23 protein-coding genes and 1 riboswitch are annotated in these 13,828 nt (G+C 30.6%); of the genes, 13 read left to right on the top strand and 10 right to left on the bottom strand.

Annotated elements, in window-relative coordinates; translation table 11 throughout:
• Window positions 1-33: 33 nt before the first annotated feature.
• Window positions 34-786, bottom strand: a complete 753-nt coding sequence (locus tag ssp1_RS09230; protein WP_049424894.1) for a poly-gamma-glutamate hydrolase family protein — start codon at window positions 784-786, stop codon at window positions 34-36.
• A gap of 263 nt (window positions 787-1,049) precedes the next feature.
• On the opposite strand from ssp1_RS09230, the gene ssp1_RS09225 reads away from it, so the two are divergent.
• Window positions 1,050-1,283 (top strand): hypothetical protein, encoded by a 234-nt coding sequence (locus ssp1_RS09225; RefSeq protein WP_002450870.1) that lies wholly within the window; start codon window positions 1,050-1,052, stop codon window positions 1,281-1,283.
• A gap of 59 nt (window positions 1,284-1,342) precedes the next feature.
• On the opposite strand, the gene lnsA is transcribed toward ssp1_RS09225, so the two are convergent.
• The 3 genes from lnsA to tsaA form a co-directional block, all read right to left on the bottom strand.
• Window positions 1,343-1,924 (bottom strand): lipoprotein N-acylation protein LnsA, encoded by a 582-nt coding sequence (gene lnsA / locus ssp1_RS09220; RefSeq protein ID WP_075778047.1) that lies wholly within the window; start codon window positions 1,922-1,924, stop codon window positions 1,343-1,345.
• Window positions 1,925-2,023: 99 nt separating this feature from the next.
• Window positions 2,024-2,209 (bottom strand): type II toxin-antitoxin system toxin TsaT, encoded by a 186-nt coding sequence (gene tsaT / locus ssp1_RS09215; protein WP_002450868.1) that lies wholly within the window; start codon window positions 2,207-2,209, stop codon window positions 2,024-2,026.
• Between the two features lie 19 nt (window positions 2,210-2,228).
• Window positions 2,229-2,486 carry a type II toxin-antitoxin system antitoxin TsaA gene (tsaA, locus tag ssp1_RS09210; RefSeq protein ID WP_002450867.1) on the bottom strand — a complete coding sequence of 86 codons (258 nt, stop codon included), beginning with the start codon at window positions 2,484-2,486 and terminating at the stop codon, window positions 2,229-2,231.
• Window positions 2,487-2,740: 254 nt separating this feature from the next.
• Here tsaA and ssp1_RS09205 point away from each other — a divergent pair, with 254 nt between their 5' ends.
• Window positions 2,741-2,944 carry a sterile alpha motif-like domain-containing protein gene (locus ssp1_RS09205; RefSeq protein WP_002450866.1) on the top strand — a complete coding sequence of 68 codons (204 nt, stop codon included), beginning with the start codon at window positions 2,741-2,743 and terminating at the stop codon, window positions 2,942-2,944.
• On the opposite strand, the gene ssp1_RS09200 is transcribed toward ssp1_RS09205, so the two are convergent.
• Window positions 2,936-3,169: a hypothetical protein gene (locus ssp1_RS09200; RefSeq protein ID WP_002450865.1), complete on the bottom strand. Its 234-nt coding sequence runs from the start codon at window positions 3,167-3,169 to the stop codon at window positions 2,936-2,938. The two genes, ssp1_RS09205 and ssp1_RS09200, sit on opposite strands and share 9 nt — an antisense overlap.
• 200 nt (window positions 3,170-3,369) lie before the next feature.
• Here ssp1_RS09200 and ssp1_RS09195 point away from each other — a divergent pair, with 200 nt between their 5' ends.
• Window positions 3,370-3,960, top strand: a complete 591-nt coding sequence (locus ssp1_RS09195; RefSeq protein ID WP_075778048.1) for a histidine phosphatase family protein — start codon at window positions 3,370-3,372, stop codon at window positions 3,958-3,960.
• A gap of 129 nt (window positions 3,961-4,089) precedes the next feature.
• Here ssp1_RS09195 and ssp1_RS09190 read toward each other — a convergent pair whose 3' ends face one another.
• Window positions 4,090-4,584, bottom strand: coding sequence for a GNAT family N-acetyltransferase (locus tag ssp1_RS09190; protein WP_002450863.1), 495 nt, complete (start codon window positions 4,582-4,584; stop codon window positions 4,090-4,092).
• Between the two features lie 282 nt (window positions 4,585-4,866).
• Window positions 4,867-5,289 (bottom strand): organic hydroperoxide resistance protein, encoded by a 423-nt coding sequence (locus ssp1_RS09185; protein ID WP_002450862.1) that lies wholly within the window; start codon window positions 5,287-5,289, stop codon window positions 4,867-4,869.
• Between the two features lie 177 nt (window positions 5,290-5,466).
• Here ssp1_RS09185 and aroD point away from each other — a divergent pair, with 177 nt between their 5' ends.
• Both aroD and ssp1_RS09175 read left to right on the top strand, forming a co-directional pair.
• A complete protein-coding gene (gene aroD, locus ssp1_RS09180) occupies window positions 5,467-6,183 on the top strand; it encodes a type I 3-dehydroquinate dehydratase (protein WP_075778050.1) in 717 nt (238 codons plus the stop codon).
• Between the two features lie 77 nt (window positions 6,184-6,260).
• The gene (locus tag ssp1_RS09175) at window positions 6,261-6,800 is read left to right on the top strand and encodes a nitroreductase family protein (protein ID WP_075778051.1); all 540 of its coding nucleotides are present in this window, start codon (window positions 6,261-6,263) and stop codon (window positions 6,798-6,800) included.
• A 108-nt stretch (window positions 6,801-6,908) separates the two neighbouring features.
• Here the strand turns inward: ssp1_RS09175 and ssp1_RS09170 are convergent, their stop codons facing one another.
• On the bottom strand, window positions 6,909-7,232 hold the full coding sequence (locus ssp1_RS09170; protein ID WP_075778052.1) for a thioredoxin family protein: 324 nt from the start codon (window positions 7,230-7,232) through the stop codon (window positions 6,909-6,911).
• A gap of 140 nt (window positions 7,233-7,372) precedes the next feature.
• On the opposite strand from ssp1_RS09170, the gene ssp1_RS09165 reads away from it, so the two are divergent.
• From ssp1_RS09165 to ssp1_RS09130, 7 genes are all read left to right on the top strand, one after another.
• Window positions 7,373-7,726: an arsenate reductase family protein gene (locus ssp1_RS09165; protein WP_002450858.1), complete on the top strand. Its 354-nt coding sequence runs from the start codon at window positions 7,373-7,375 to the stop codon at window positions 7,724-7,726.
• Between the two features lie 176 nt (window positions 7,727-7,902).
• Complete coding sequence (gene gcvH, locus ssp1_RS09160; protein WP_002450857.1) at window positions 7,903-8,283, top strand: glycine cleavage system protein GcvH; 381 nt, start codon at window positions 7,903-7,905, stop codon at window positions 8,281-8,283.
• Window positions 8,284-8,589: 306 nt separating this feature from the next.
• Window positions 8,590-8,976 carry a toprim domain-containing protein gene (locus ssp1_RS09150; RefSeq protein ID WP_002450856.1) on the top strand — a complete coding sequence of 129 codons (387 nt, stop codon included), beginning with the start codon at window positions 8,590-8,592 and terminating at the stop codon, window positions 8,974-8,976.
• Window positions 8,969-9,265 carry a thioredoxin family protein gene (locus ssp1_RS09145; RefSeq protein ID WP_002450855.1) on the top strand — a complete coding sequence of 99 codons (297 nt, stop codon included), beginning with the start codon at window positions 8,969-8,971 and terminating at the stop codon, window positions 9,263-9,265. The genes ssp1_RS09150 and ssp1_RS09145 overlap by 8 nt, the downstream gene beginning before the upstream one ends.
• A 57-nt stretch (window positions 9,266-9,322) precedes the next feature.
• A riboswitch (SAM riboswitch) is annotated at window positions 9,323-9,425 on the top strand.
• Window positions 9,426-9,515: 90 nt separating this feature from the next.
• Window positions 9,516-10,541, top strand: a complete 1,026-nt coding sequence (locus ssp1_RS09140; protein ID WP_075778053.1) for a methionine ABC transporter ATP-binding protein — start codon at window positions 9,516-9,518, stop codon at window positions 10,539-10,541.
• A complete protein-coding gene (locus ssp1_RS09135) occupies window positions 10,534-11,229 on the top strand; it encodes a methionine ABC transporter permease (protein ID WP_002450853.1) in 696 nt (231 codons plus the stop codon). Before ssp1_RS09140 ends, ssp1_RS09135 begins: the two co-directional genes overlap by 8 nt.
• Before the next feature lie 18 nt (window positions 11,230-11,247).
• Window positions 11,248-12,057 carry a MetQ/NlpA family ABC transporter substrate-binding protein gene (locus tag ssp1_RS09130; protein WP_002467439.1) on the top strand — a complete coding sequence of 270 codons (810 nt, stop codon included), beginning with the start codon at window positions 11,248-11,250 and terminating at the stop codon, window positions 12,055-12,057.
• Window positions 12,058-12,145: 88 nt separating this feature from the next.
• Here the strand turns inward: ssp1_RS09130 and ssp1_RS11915 are convergent, their stop codons facing one another.
• Complete coding sequence (locus ssp1_RS11915) at window positions 12,146-12,310, bottom strand: hypothetical protein (RefSeq protein ID WP_002450851.1); 165 nt, start codon at window positions 12,308-12,310, stop codon at window positions 12,146-12,148.
• A gap of 161 nt (window positions 12,311-12,471) precedes the next feature.
• Here ssp1_RS11915 and ssp1_RS09125 point away from each other — a divergent pair, with 161 nt between their 5' ends.
• Window positions 12,472-12,642 carry a CsbD family protein gene (locus ssp1_RS09125; protein ID WP_171001918.1) on the top strand — a complete coding sequence of 57 codons (171 nt, stop codon included), beginning with the start codon at window positions 12,472-12,474 and terminating at the stop codon, window positions 12,640-12,642.
• 54 nt (window positions 12,643-12,696) lie between these two features.
• Here ssp1_RS09125 and popT read toward each other — a convergent pair whose 3' ends face one another.
• Entirely contained in the window at window positions 12,697-13,557 is an 861-nt protein-coding gene (gene popT, locus ssp1_RS09120; RefSeq protein WP_075778054.1) for a polyprenyl-phosphate transporter PopT, read from the bottom strand.
• Window positions 13,558-13,828: the final 271 nt, after the last annotated feature.

Here is a 13,828-nt window from a genome sequence, read left to right as displayed (position 1 = left end):
CAAAACGAATTACGCATTCAATTACTGACAAAATTATGACTCTTTTGCTTTTTTGACACCATCTTGAACGGCATTCGCAAATTTATAGAACGTTTTTGTATAATTATCAGGATTAGAACGAACTTTTCTACTTAGCTTATGATTTTTGAAAAACTGTTCTCTTTGTTTTGTGGTTAATTCTAATTGCACACCTGAGTCATTTTCATTCTCATTGACAAAGTTTTTAGACGATTTGGCATCAATCTCATTTGGGCTTTCTTTAACAGTAAATCCTTTATGTCGAAGTGATTTGGCTATAGATTTGGCCATTTTTTTATCTTTACCACCAACAAAAACGATAGGGTCATCCCCTGAAAAACCATGTATTGAAACAGTTTGCTCAGCAGTTTTTAACATTTGATGTAATTTAGGTTCGTCATAATTTGTAGATGTAATGTGAAGTTGATCATTATTTTTCTTACGTAACCCTTCAAATGAATAGAAATCATAGTGACCTACATTAGAAATACGGCGCGCAAGTTCTGTTGTCCCTGGTTCAATACCGCCACCATGTATGGCAGTGACTAAAATATCGTGATGTTTACGCTCTTTTGTGACAATTCTCCAGTCCTTATGCTCTTTGGTATTTGTTTTAAGTTCTTGAAAATTATTGTATCGATCTAAATTCGATTGATTCATGTTTTTTCGTGTATTATAAAATATTAAAGCCACAATCAAGATTGCGATGACTATTAATATGATTGATAAATAGTACAATTTAGTATAAAGACTCGTGTTCCTTTTCATACTCTCTCCTTAATAATCAATTTTTGATTTATAAATCATATCAATTTTTTAATACGTTTAACAAGTAATTTGACTACAACTACATATTAATTATATTAATTAAAATATTTCGCAAAACCTAAAAATACGAAATAATAATAACTTCAATTATATCAAGGCTTCCACTATAAGATTCTTTTTATTTAGGTAATGTAAAATAACGCTAAATATTAACAATTTCTTAATGTTAACGTGGTAATATGTAGTTAAAGGGATGTGATGATATGGATAAAGAATTATTAAGACGATATTTAAATGACGATGGTTTCAAAGCAGTTGCGGTAGTATTTGGGAATAAACGTGTCATTTTAGAAAACGATATCCACGTTGATTATGAACATGAGGTCATTATTTATCCTATGAAGAATTGCACAAGAATTATTCCATTTGGGGCGATATCTTATCTTGATTTATTAGAAAAAAATGACCAGTTTGTTAATTATTTCAAAGAAGTCTAATCGCATGAATAAACGCCTTACTCATCATTTGTAAAATGACTTAAATAGAGTAGGGCGTTTTAATATGTTTTCACTAATTTTAAATGGTATTCGTCTGTAAAGTTATCTTTAAGTGCATAAGGTGAAATGATATACATACCGTGGTCGGTTACTGCATTTTGACTTACACCTTCTTTATAGGCTTGGTAGATAATTTTTGTGCAGTAAGTGAAATGTTTACTTTTAAGATTTAATGTTACTAAATATCTATGATCAGTATTTTCGTAGTTATCTTTAGTCCATTGAGCAGCTTTTATACCGGCACCAGGCTTAGCGCAACGATATATTTTAATCCAGTCATCTTTACCTTCACCAAATCTTGATTTAAATGATTCAAATGATTCAGTGATAGGTTTGTCACCAGGGCCTTCAATTTGCAATACGGTATCATGATCAATGGCAATGCTTGAATGACCAAAAAAGCCGAATAAGACAGGACCTTTAGTTATAATGATATCTCCAGGTTGCAGTTGGAAGTCTTGTTTTGATTTGGACATAGAAGTATCTTCGGCATTAGCAATATTGCTATGCAAAGGTGATAAGGTCAAGCATATATTGAGGATTATAGTAAAAATTAATATGTATACGAACTTTTTATACAATGATTAAAGGCTCCTTTATAAATGTAAAATACATAAAAATTAATATAGTATTAAAATAAAACGTTCAGCTACAAGGCAACTGAACGTATTTTTTCAGGACTAGAGTCCGAATAACAATGTATAAATCAACATTGCTAATCCAAAAATGAAGAATACAATGGTGAAACCAAGATAAGATTCCTTCTTAGATTCTTTTTTAGTTTTAAGCATGATAGCTAGAATGATTGCGCCAGCTATGATAAATATAAGTGAAAGCCAAAAAAGAATTGTAAAATGCAAGCTCATTTTTTAACCTCCTATCTCTTTAAAGAAAATCATAAAAAATTGGATAAATGTAATACAGTGTAAGAATAATATTAATAAAGAAAAGAACTTCACTTAATAAGTCCTTAATGGTAATAGCAATAGTAAAGCTAATCATCATAATCAAACCGCATACAATTAATCCAGGCACTAACCATAAGGTTTCGTCTAGGTTTGTATTATAAGTAATAATCACATTAAAAATAATAAGTAATATCGTTAAAATGATATTGATTGCATGTAAAATGTATCGTTTCATAGGTGCTTCACCTCTGGAAAATGCATCTTTGATTTTAAAACTCTTATTCTTATCATATCATTAATTGAGATTTGGTAAATATAGAAATGATATAACTATCGATTAAATGTGAATAAAAAATGAGAAATTAATTGAAGAAATATTAAAAATTAATAAAAAATGTGCAAAATTGAATTTTGCACATTTACAATCTCGAGTTTTCTGATAAGATTAAATACAAATCAGCTATAGATTAAGATAAGGGGGTATGTGATATGACATTTTATGATTTTATTATAGGTTTTATTAATGATGATACACCATTTGGAAGTTTAGCTAACTATATTAATAAAGATCACAAATTCCCAAAAGATGAGAAAAATAAGTATGTTATTCGATCGTATGTGTTATCTAATTATAAGGACCCTCAACTTATTGAAAGCACCAATAGAGCGATTAGTTTATATCAACTAACTTAAGTAATACCAATTTTGTTGGTTTAAAGCATGCCAAACGTCTTTCGTTTTAAAATTAATATCATTATTTTTGATACTAAACGGCTTTATGATGTCGTTATCTAACCAGGTGTTAATGAGCTCATTTGGTACGCCGTCTAATAACATATCACTCTTACTAACAATAAAACATTCCCAATCAAGTGATACATTTTGCGGGTTCACATAATTGTAATCATGAGACTCCATTTTATTTAACACTCCTTTAACAAATGTAAATCTAGTGTTAAGTTATACCCTTTTTATGGTTAGCCAAACCCTATTAAACAGTTAATTTATCAATAAATTGTTGATTTACTAACGGCTTTAGTAGTGATTTAATGGTATTAGATAAACAACTCGTTGTAATCGAATGAATTGTGAATAGTAGTTTAGTAGAGGTGTGAAAATTGACAAAGATTTTATATTTAATGAGACATGGTCAAACAGTTTTTAATTTAAAAGGTAAAATTCAAGGGGCAAGTGATTCCCCCTTAACAGACCGTGGAATTGAACAAGCTCAAGCCGCTGCTCGTTATTTTAATAATAATAAGATTGAATTTGATGACTTATTTACATCTTCTCAGGAAAGAGCGTGTGATACACTTGAGAATGCTGTACCTAACCATCAACAAAAATATGTTCGGTTAAAAGGTTTAAAAGAATGGCATTTTGGTGTATTTGAGGGAGAGAGTATTGAATTACTTAAGAAAATCAAACAGCCTAAAACGCTTTATGGAGATTATGTAGTTCCTTTCGGTGGAGAGTCACGTTTACAAGTAGAACAACGTGTGACAGATACACTAACTGAAATTATGGAACATCATAGTGGTAAAACAACGTTAGCTGTAAGTCACGGTAGCACTATAGGACTTTTCATTAGAAAGTGCTTGGGTTATGAAGAGGGCAGTTCGTATGACATAGGAAATTGTCATATTTTAAAATTTGAATATCAAGATGGACAATTTAATTTTATTGAATTGATCGATCCTACTATATAAAAATAAGCTCGACGTTGCAATTTTGGCAATGTTGAGCTTTAAATGTATCTTATAGCGTGAATCTGTTTTAAATATTTAAATGAATAGTGTGTGCATTGTTCATTTATACTTTTTAATCAAACGCAAATATTAGCTATTTCTCAAATCATAAGATAACCAATGTTCATCAAAGTATTCGTCACCAATTTTACTAGCATTTTTCTCAAAACCAAGATTTTCAAATCCTAGAGAACTAAAAAATACTTTAGCACTGATGTTACTAGAAGTAACGGATGTAAGTATCGTTTCTAAGTTCTTTTGATCCGCATAATGAATAATATAATTGATTAATTCTCTGTTAATTACTTCGTCATTATCTTTTACAAAGTTATTTAAGATGATTGCTTTGTGTTGTTTACCTACATATTTACTTTGTCTCAATGTTGCAGTTGCAACTAGAACATCATCTTCAAAAGCACCAAAAACATTGATATGACTAGTTTCTGAAGATAAAATTTTTGTCAAAGCATCGTCGGATACGTGATCCAAATAATAGCGATCCCATGAATATGTGTGGTGTTCCCCTGATAAAAGTGTTTTATATGATGCTAAATCATCTAGGGTTAATGTACGTATGTTGTTCATAGTGACCTCCTGATTCAAAGGGTTGATTAATTTGAAGTGGCTAATTAATTACATAATAAAATATTTAATAAAAACTTTCAATAATAATTTAAAAACAGCCAAAAACACTTTTAACAACTTTGATAAAATAATTATTTAATTACTTGTTTGCATATATTATATATTCAGTATACCAAAATTATTGGTAGGATGGGGGAAATTACTTAAAGAGTTAATATAAAAATAGGCACGTTCAACTAAGAACGTGCCTTTCGTATTCAATCTTTTAAACGCTATTTTTATTTAGTCTTCTACTTTAACATTTAAATTAACATCGATATTACCGCGTGTTGCTTTAGAATATGGGCAAAAGTCATGTGCGTCTTGAAGATATTTTTCTGCATCTTCTTGAGATAATACATTCTTCACTTTTGCATCAATATCTACGCTTAATTTTGGACTTTCAGCGTCTGGATCATCTTCTAATCTTACTGTAAGAGTTACTTCTGGTTCTGCATCACGTACTTTGTTTTGTTTTAAGATTAAATCAAAAGCACCATTAAAGCATGATGCATAACCTGCAGCAAATAGTTGCTCAGGATTTGTTGCTTTACCATCTGCTTGTTGAGGTGGTAATACATCTACATTTATCGCATTATCATCAGTTTGAACGTGTCCTTTACGTCCACCAACGTTTGTTGCTTTAGTTTCATATTGAACTGCCATATATGATTACCTCCTATATTTTGTATATATTATTTTTATACCCGCAAATATTTATCTCAATCATATATAAATCTTTTTCTAAGATGTACTATGCAATCGCGCTTTATGGCGGTTTGATATGATTTGGTTTAAAATAATAAACAATAAATGATGTATTGAATGAAATGAGGGATTGATATGAGCAAGGTAGATATAGCCGTAACGATTGCGCCTGAAGATGCAACGATAAATGATTTGTTTAAAGATTTAGAGTTCTATCAAGATAGTATTGATATTATTGAATTAAGGATAGATCAATGGACTGATGTTACAGGAGTTAAACAAGTTATTAATGAGTTAAAGGAATTGCCATTTGAATTTAAAGTATTAATCACATATAGATCTAATTCCCAAGGAGGTAAGGGTCATGTGAATGAAATGGAATATCAAAATGTGATTCAAAAGCTTATTAATGAATCAGGATATGAGATGTTAGACATTGAATGGGATGACAAAAAAGATAAAAATACTTATTTATCATTCATAAATAAGGCACATCAAAAAGGCATTCAAGTGGTACTATCACATCATAATTTTAATGAAACACCGTCATTAGAAGAATTAAAATTCACTTATTATAAAATGCATCAATTTGAAGCAGACTATTTAAAAGTGGCTGTCATGCCAAATGACGAAAAAGATGTATTACATCTATTAGAAGCGGTCAAAGACTCTGCTGATGCTTTAAATCAACATATTATTGGCATAGCAATGTCTGATATTGGCATAGTTAGTCGCACGGCACAGGGCGTATTTGGTGGTACTGTATCCTATGGTTGCTTAAATGAACCGCAAGCTCCAGGACAAATTCACATAGAAGAATTGAAAAAACAAATAGATTTCTATAATAAGTAAGTAGACAATTTGAACAAAGCCTAAATATAATTTATAATTGATAAAGATTATCAATGAACGAAGAAGGAGCGATATGATTGGAACTACAAGATGCAATATCAAATAGAAGAAGCGTCAAGAAGTTTAAACACGATATGACTATCGATGATAATGCTTTATATGAAGCTATAGAAAAAGCTACCGATGCTCCTAACCATGGTATGAGAGAACCTTGGCGAGTTGTACATGTTGCTAAAGATAGATTAGGAAATATGAGTGAAGATATTACACGCTTTGCTTTCCCAAATAGTCCTGAAAAGCGAGCAGATCATTATGATAAAGTGACGAAATTAGGCGGTATGTTGTTGTTGATTATGAAAGCTGATCCAAGACAACGTCAAAATAGAGAAAATTACTTTGCATTCGGTGCATTTGCCCAAAATTTAATGTTATTACTTTATGAAGCGGGTATCGGTACATGTTGGAAATCGCCTGCATATATTTTTGAACCTAAAATACGTAAAGCATTAAATATTGAAGATGATGAAATTTTAGCAGGATTCTTATATCTTACCGATTTAGAAGAACCAATGACAAAAGCTAAACGTAAGAATAGAGATTTAATCTCAGAGTATTAAAGTGATTATATAGAGTTATAATCAAATAAGGTCGAGACCATAACTAAGTCATAAACCATAAAGTGGTTACTTATGATACTTAATTAGTGTCTCGACCATTTTTGTATATTATTTATTGAATGTTTCGTCTAAGAATGATTCTACTTGTTCAGGTGATTTAGCTTTTGCTGAGTGTAAATGAGCTAACTTTTCACCATTTTTAAATACTAAAATACTTGGAATACCCATAACATCATTTTCAGCAGTTACATCTTCTAATTCATCACGATTAACAGTATACCATTCATAATCTTTATATTTTTCAACGATAGGGTCTATCCACATATCCATTGCTTTACAATCAGGGCACCAGCCTGCTTCGAATTTGACGATGACAGGTTGATCGTTTTGGACAGTGTTGTTAAATTGTTCAGTTGTTTTAATACTTTCCATTTATAAAAGCTCCTTTGAAAAAGTTTAGTAAATTTATTATAACGGATGGAAATACTTAAATAAAAAAATAAGCTTAAAAAGTAGAGCGTTTTCTAAAATAACATGATATATTGGATTTAAGAGATAAAGGAGGCAAATCGATGATTAAATTTTACCAATATGCTAATTGTACAACTTGCAAAAAAGCAGCTAAATTTTTAGATGAATACGGTGTAAGTTATGAACCTATTGATATCGTTCAACATACACCTACGAAAAATGAATTTAAAGAAATAGTAGATAAAACTGGTGTAGATACTAAAAAATTATTTAATACGCACGGTGCCAAATATCGTGAATTAGATTTAAAAAATAAATTAAATGACTTATCAGACGAAGAACGTTTTGAATTACTTGCTTCAGATGGCATGTTAGTGAAACGTCCGTTAGCTATATTAGGTGATAAGATTACATTAGGCTTTAAAGAAGAAGAATATAAAAATACTTGGTTATAAAAGTAGATTGTTTCAAATTATAAAAAGTGAACTTTCATTTTAATAAAGTTATAAAAATAGCAATTTACATTTTTAAACCCGAATATTTTAAGGTTTAAAATTTTTAGATAATAGTTGATTGATAATTGCGGGTATGGCATCATTAAAATGTACTTAAAATTAGGAGGGGATTTATCGTGGCAGTACCAAACGAATTTAAATACTCTAAAGAACACGAATGGGTTAAAGTTGAAGGAAATGTAGCGACAATTGGTATTACTGAATATGCTCAAAATGAGTTAGGTGATATCGTATTCGTTGAATTACCTGAAACTGATGATGAATTAAACGAAGGCGACACTTTCGGTAGTGTTGAATCTGTAAAAACTGTATCTGAATTATATGCACCAATTACTGGTAAAGTAGTTGAAGTTAATGAAGAATTAGAAGATAGTCCTGAATTTGTAAACGAATCACCATATGAAAAAGCATGGATGGTTAAAGTAGAAATTAGCGACGAAAGCCAAATTGACGAATTATTATCAGCAGATCAATATTCAGAAATGATTGGCGAATAATATTAGTAAACTCCTCGATCTCGTATCAAGGAGTTTTTTTAGTGTTTTTTAAATCTTTAGATTTTGGAAACACTTATGCCATTGCGAAAGCAAAGGCGACCCGAATGCAAGGAATATATAAGCAAGAGTACATACAATTTGATGAACTTAGATTAAAAAACATTTATGACATTTGTAAAAATGATATTAACAGTGTAATAAAATGGTTAATTCATTTTAAGTTTTTGCAGTATATGTTTTATAAGCAGAATCCTCGTGGAAATGAATAGTGATAGTTAATTTTCGATTTTTAAAGGGTGAATACTTATGACTATTGTGAACAAAGTAATCATTGTTGAAGGTAAATCTGATAAAAAACGAGTGCAGCAAGTCATCGCAGAACCGGTAAGTATTATCTGTACGCATGGTACTATGAGTATAGATAAGATCGATGATATGATAGAATCACTTTATGGTAAACAAGTTTTCGTCTTAGCTGATTCAGATGACGAAGGGGATCGAATTAGAAAATGGTTCAAACGATATTTAAGTGAGTCTGAACATATTTTTGTAGATAAAACATTTTGCGAAGTGGCAAACTGTCCTAAAAATTATTTAGCACATGTACTTACCAAACATGGATTTAATTGCAAGAAAGAGAAATCCCTTATACCTAATTTAAAAACTGAAAGGTTAGTTTTAGTGAATGAGTAAATCTATAGAAATAGACGATGTGACAGAAAATTTTGGAGAAGAAAAACATCTTATTTTCGGGTATACGCCAACATGTGGAACGTGTAAAGTGTCTGAAAGAATGTTGGATATAGCAAATGAAATCTTGAAACTCCCCGTTAAGAAAATCGATATGAACTTTCATCCGAAATTTAGTGAAACACATCAAATTATGTCAGTACCAGTATTAATGTTAATGAATAAGGATAAAGAAGTGAAAAGGTTGTATGCATTTAGGTCTGTTCCTTATTTGTTAGAAAATTTAAAATAATTATTGACGAATCTCTACCGTGATGGTAGGATTAAATAAAATTAAATCATGCAAACACTCTTATCGAGAGAGGTGGAGGGATGTGCCCTACGAAGCCCGGCAACCGTCTTATATAGAAATGGTGCCAATTCACATAAAGGTAAACTTTAGAAGATGAGAGAAAGATATTTTAAAATGCTTTCTCAAACAGTCTAAAGTTTTGAGGAAGCATTTTTTAATTTGTATTAGTTATAAACAAGGAGGCATTAACGTGATTGAGTTAAAACAAATCGTGAAACGATATCATACGAAAAATAAAGACGTACTCGCTGTAGATCACGTTGATTTAAACATTCAATCCGGTTCCATTTTTGGGGTGATTGGTTTTTCTGGAGCAGGTAAGAGTACTTTAATTAGAATGTTTAATAATTTAGAAGCACCCACTTCTGGAGAAGTTATTATTGATGGAGATAATATAAGTCAATTATCGAAGTCAGATTTACGTAAGAAACGCCAAAAAGTAAGTATGATTTTCCAACATTTTAATTTACTATGGTCGAGAACAGTTCTTAAAAATATTACATTCCCACTAGAAATTGCAGGCTTATCTAGAGGAGAAGCTAAACGTAAGGCCAATGAATTAATAGAACTTGTAGGGTTGAAAGGTCGAGAAAATGCATATCCATCTGAGTTGTCTGGTGGACAAAAACAAAGAGTGGGTATTGCTAGAGCATTAGCCAATGATCCGACAGTATTGCTTTGTGATGAAGCAACGAGTGCACTTGATCCTCAAACTACAGATGAAATTTTAGACTTATTATTAAAAATACGTGAGCAACAAAATTTAACAATCGTGTTAATCACGCATGAAATGCAAGTCATTCGCCGAATATGTGATGAAGTTGCAGTTATGGAAAACGGACGAGTGATAGAACAAGGTCAAGTAAGCCAGGTATTTGAAAATCCACAACACGAGGTAACACGACGATTTGTAAAAGATGATTTAAATGAGGATTTTGAAGAGTCATTAGATGCATTAGAACCATTAGATAACAATGCATACATAGTTCGATTAAACTTTAACGGTGAAAATACAACTCAACCGATTATATCGTACATTACGAAAACACATCAGATTGAAGTCAACATTTTGGAAGCTGACATTAAGAATACAAGAAATGGTACGTTAGGATTTTTAGTCGTCCATATACCTTTTATAAGTTCTGAAAATTTTGAAGATTTCAAAAATAATCTTCATGAGAAACATGTGAATGTGGAGGTGTTAAGACATGGGTAAGTCAGTTGGAGAAATACTCCAAGAAATGATTACAATGCCAAACGTCCAATGGCCAGAAGTTTGGCAAGCCATTGTTGAAACACTTTATATGACTGTTGTATCAACAATATTTGCTTTTATATTTGGATTGATTTTAGGTGTTTTATTATTTTTATCAGCTAAGAGTCATTCGAAAGTTGCAAGAATTTTTTATTCAATTGTTTCATTTATAGTGAACTTATTTAGAGCGATACCGTTCATCATTTTAATCCTTTTATTAATACCATTTACAAGTGTTGTATTAGGTACAATAAGTGGTCCAACAGGTGCATTGCCTGCCTTAATCATAGGTGCAGCGCCATTCTATGCTAGATTAGTAGAAATTGCTTTCAAAGAAATAGATAAAGGGGTAATTGAAGCAGCATGGTCTATGGGTGCTAATACTTGGACTGTAGTAAGAAAAGTATTACTACCTGAAGCAATGCCGGCGTTAGTATCAGGCTTGACAGTAACAGCAATTGCATTAGTAGGATCTACAGCAATTGCCGGCGTTATTGGTGCGGGTGGTTTAGGTAACTTAGCATACTTAACTGGTTTCACTCGAAATCAAAATGACGTTATTTTAGTTTCAACAGTTTTCATCTTAATTATTGTATTCATCATCCAATTTATTGGTGATTGGGTTACAAATAAAATTGATAAACGCTAAAGAAAAGGGGATAAATCAATGAAGAAAATTTTAGGTATTTTATTATTACTATCTTTAACCGTAGCATTAGCAGCATGTGGAGGTAAGGATGATGACAAGACGATTAAAGTCGGAGCTTCACCTGCACCACACGCAGAAATTCTAGAAAAAGCCAAACCATTATTAGAGAAAAAAGGTTATAAATTAGATATTCAAACAATCAATGACTATACAACGCCTAACAAATTATTAGATAAAGGTGAATTAGATGCCAACTTCTTCCAACACACACCTTACTTAAAAACTGAAAGTAAAGAAAAAGGATACAAAATTGAGTCAGCTGGTGACGTAGAATTAGAACCAATGGCAGTTTACTCTAAAAAATACAAAAGTTTAAAAGATTTACCTAAAGGCGCAACAGTATACGTATCTAACAACCCTGCAGAACAAGGTCGTTTCCTTAAATTCTTCGTGGATGAAGGATTAATTAAAATTAAAAAAGGTGTTAAAATTGAAGATGCAAAATTCAGTGACATCACTGAAAATAAAAAAGATATCAAATTTAATAACAAACAATCAGCAGAATTCTTGCCTAAAATCTATCAAAAACAAGATGCAGATGCAGTGATTATTAACTCAAACTATGCTATTGATCAAAAATTAAATCCTAAAAAAGATTCAATCGCATATGAAAAAGCTAAAGATAATCCATATGCTAACTTAATCGCAGTTAAAGATGGACATAAAGATGATAAGAAAATTAAAGAATTAATGAAAGTTTTACGTTCAAAAGAAATTAAAGACTACATTAATAAAAAATATGATGGTGCCGTTGTGCCAGCAGAATAATGATTGAAACAGTAAAATCCTCAAGACGAAAATGCTTGAGGATTTTTGTATATTTAAATGTTGATTCAATCCATAGTTATCCAATAGCTCATTTTAATATGTTATAAAATAACAATATTAATGAAGCAATGAGTAGAAGTACAGAAGGTAACATGGCATTATGATTAGGCTTAGTGAATTGATTTTTAATAATTAAAATTAAAGATATTAATATTAATAAAGTTGCTAATAAATGAATGATCAATACTAACATTAAACCACTCCTTTCTTGCAAGCATAACATAATGAAAAAGGCATTATTTTCATAATAAACACTCAATTAATATAAATTTTTTGATAATAAATGTTTATATAGTACGAATAGTGGTATAAATTAATCATAATAACTTACAAAATAAATTCTAGGAGGAATTCATCATGGCTGAAGATAAATTCGAACAAGCAAAAGGTAATGTAAAAGAAACTGTAGGTAACGTAACTGATAATGAAAACCTTGAAAAAGAAGGTAAAGAAGATAAAGCTTCTGGTAAAGTTAAAGAAGCAGTAAATAACGTTATCGACAAAGTAAAAGGTAACAAAGAATAATTAATAAATAATCAAAAGGCTCTCATACACCAAAGTGTTTGAGAGCCTTTCTTTTTATATTTGTTCTTCATTTTTAGCAGTTATTTGTCCTAAGACATAGCTAACGATAAAGCCAATAATTAAAGTGACAATTGAAATGATCCATGTCAAAGCGGAATGAGGTAAACCTGGATAGACGGCAAATATAGATCCAATAACGAAGCCTATAATTAATGCAAATGTCATGGTTGTATGATGATGTAACAAGTATTGGATTAATTTACTTGAAACTAAGAATCCAGTTAGGATACCTAAACCTACAATTAAAAGTATGGGTAAAGCGTTGAAATTAAATTTTACTAATTCAGATATAGCAAACATTACAGTACCATAAGCACCAAATATAAGTAACATAAATGAACCAGAGATTCCTGGTAAGAGCATTGCACTAGAAGCGCATATACCTGCAATATAATATTTAATAATAAGACTAGTAGATAAAGATAATGTTTCTCCTGTGTGCTTGTCTCCACCATTAAGTAAAGTCATAATCACTAATATTGCGATGCCAACCAAAACTACAATGTAATGCTTTGCTTTGAAAGTAGATTTAAAACGTGACACTTTAAGAAGGTAAGGAATAATACCGATGATTAAACCAGTAAAAAAGAACATCGTTGGAATTTCATGTGTACTAAGTAAATAGTTAAATAGATTACTTAATATACCGATTGCTAAAAGCATTCCTATTATAATAGGTAATAAAAATTTCAAACTAGGCCAAAATCTTCTAGAAAATAAGCCACTGATGGAACTAATAAAACCATCATAAATGCCAAGTAAAAGTGCTATAGTACCACCACTAACACCAGGTACTAAATCACTCGTACCCATACCAAAACCTTTTAATACATTAATCCATTTAAAGTTTTTCATTAATGTCTCCTTTCTTAACCCTAAAAGGTTAAAGTGTATAATAACATAATTCATTGGTTTGGGTTAAATAAAACAACTATTTGTCTAAAAAGTGTCTATTGAGAAAGATGCATATTTCGTTATCATTTGAAATAACTAAAAACAATAGATGAAAATCGTTTTTTGAAAAGAATAACTCTAATTTACGGTTTTAAAAAGTTTATATTCTCCTGTAAGTACGTTATAATGAACAGGATTGAAAATTCCAAAGGCTTTTTGACTACAGATTAAA

Origin of the sequence: Staphylococcus sp. M0911 (genome assembly GCF_003491325.1) — a bacterium.
In the GTDB taxonomy this organism is placed as follows: domain Bacteria; phylum Bacillota; class Bacilli; order Staphylococcales; family Staphylococcaceae; genus Staphylococcus; species Staphylococcus warneri_A.
Note: the sequence above shows the minus strand (reverse complement) of the source record. Positions and strands in the feature narration are given on the sequence as shown.

Excerpts from the sequence above, each read along its gene's own strand:
- tsaA (WP_002450867.1), bottom strand. The coding sequence starts at position 2,486 with ATGAAACGATACATTTTACATGCAATCAATATCATTTTAACGATATTA.
- ssp1_RS09230 (WP_049424894.1), bottom strand. The coding sequence starts at position 786 with ATGAAAAGGAACACGAGTCTTTATACTAAATTGTACTATTTATCAATC.
- ssp1_RS09130 (WP_002467439.1), top strand. The coding sequence starts at position 11,248 with ATGAAGAAAATTTTAGGTATTTTATTATTACTATCTTTAACCGTAGCA.
- ssp1_RS09190 (WP_002450863.1), bottom strand. The coding sequence starts at position 4,584 with ATGAACAACATACGTACATTAACCCTAGATGATTTAGCATCATATAAA.
- ssp1_RS09225 (WP_002450870.1), top strand. The coding sequence starts at position 1,050 with ATGGATAAAGAATTATTAAGACGATATTTAAATGACGATGGTTTCAAA.
- tsaT (WP_002450868.1), bottom strand. The coding sequence starts at position 2,209 with ATGAGCTTGCATTTTACAATTCTTTTTTGGCTTTCACTTATATTTATC.
- ssp1_RS09145 (WP_002450855.1), top strand. The coding sequence starts at position 8,969 with ATGAGTAAATCTATAGAAATAGACGATGTGACAGAAAATTTTGGAGAA.
- ssp1_RS09205 (WP_002450866.1), top strand. The coding sequence starts at position 2,741 with ATGACATTTTATGATTTTATTATAGGTTTTATTAATGATGATACACCA.
- ssp1_RS09170 (WP_075778052.1), bottom strand. The coding sequence starts at position 7,232 with ATGGAAAGTATTAAAACAACTGAACAATTTAACAACACTGTCCAAAAC.
- popT (WP_075778054.1), bottom strand. The coding sequence starts at position 13,557 with ATGAAAAACTTTAAATGGATTAATGTATTAAAAGGTTTTGGTATGGGT.
- ssp1_RS09135 (WP_002450853.1), top strand. The coding sequence starts at position 10,534 with ATGGGTAAGTCAGTTGGAGAAATACTCCAAGAAATGATTACAATGCCA.
- ssp1_RS09165 (WP_002450858.1), top strand. The coding sequence starts at position 7,373 with ATGATTAAATTTTACCAATATGCTAATTGTACAACTTGCAAAAAAGCA.
- ssp1_RS11915 (WP_002450851.1), bottom strand. The coding sequence starts at position 12,310 with ATGTTAGTATTGATCATTCATTTATTAGCAACTTTATTAATATTAATA.
- aroD (WP_075778050.1), top strand. The coding sequence starts at position 5,467 with ATGAGCAAGGTAGATATAGCCGTAACGATTGCGCCTGAAGATGCAACG.
- ssp1_RS09185 (WP_002450862.1), bottom strand. The coding sequence starts at position 5,289 with ATGGCAGTTCAATATGAAACTAAAGCAACAAACGTTGGTGGACGTAAA.
- ssp1_RS09150 (WP_002450856.1), top strand. The coding sequence starts at position 8,590 with ATGACTATTGTGAACAAAGTAATCATTGTTGAAGGTAAATCTGATAAA.
- ssp1_RS09200 (WP_002450865.1), bottom strand. The coding sequence starts at position 3,169 with ATGGAGTCTCATGATTACAATTATGTGAACCCGCAAAATGTATCACTT.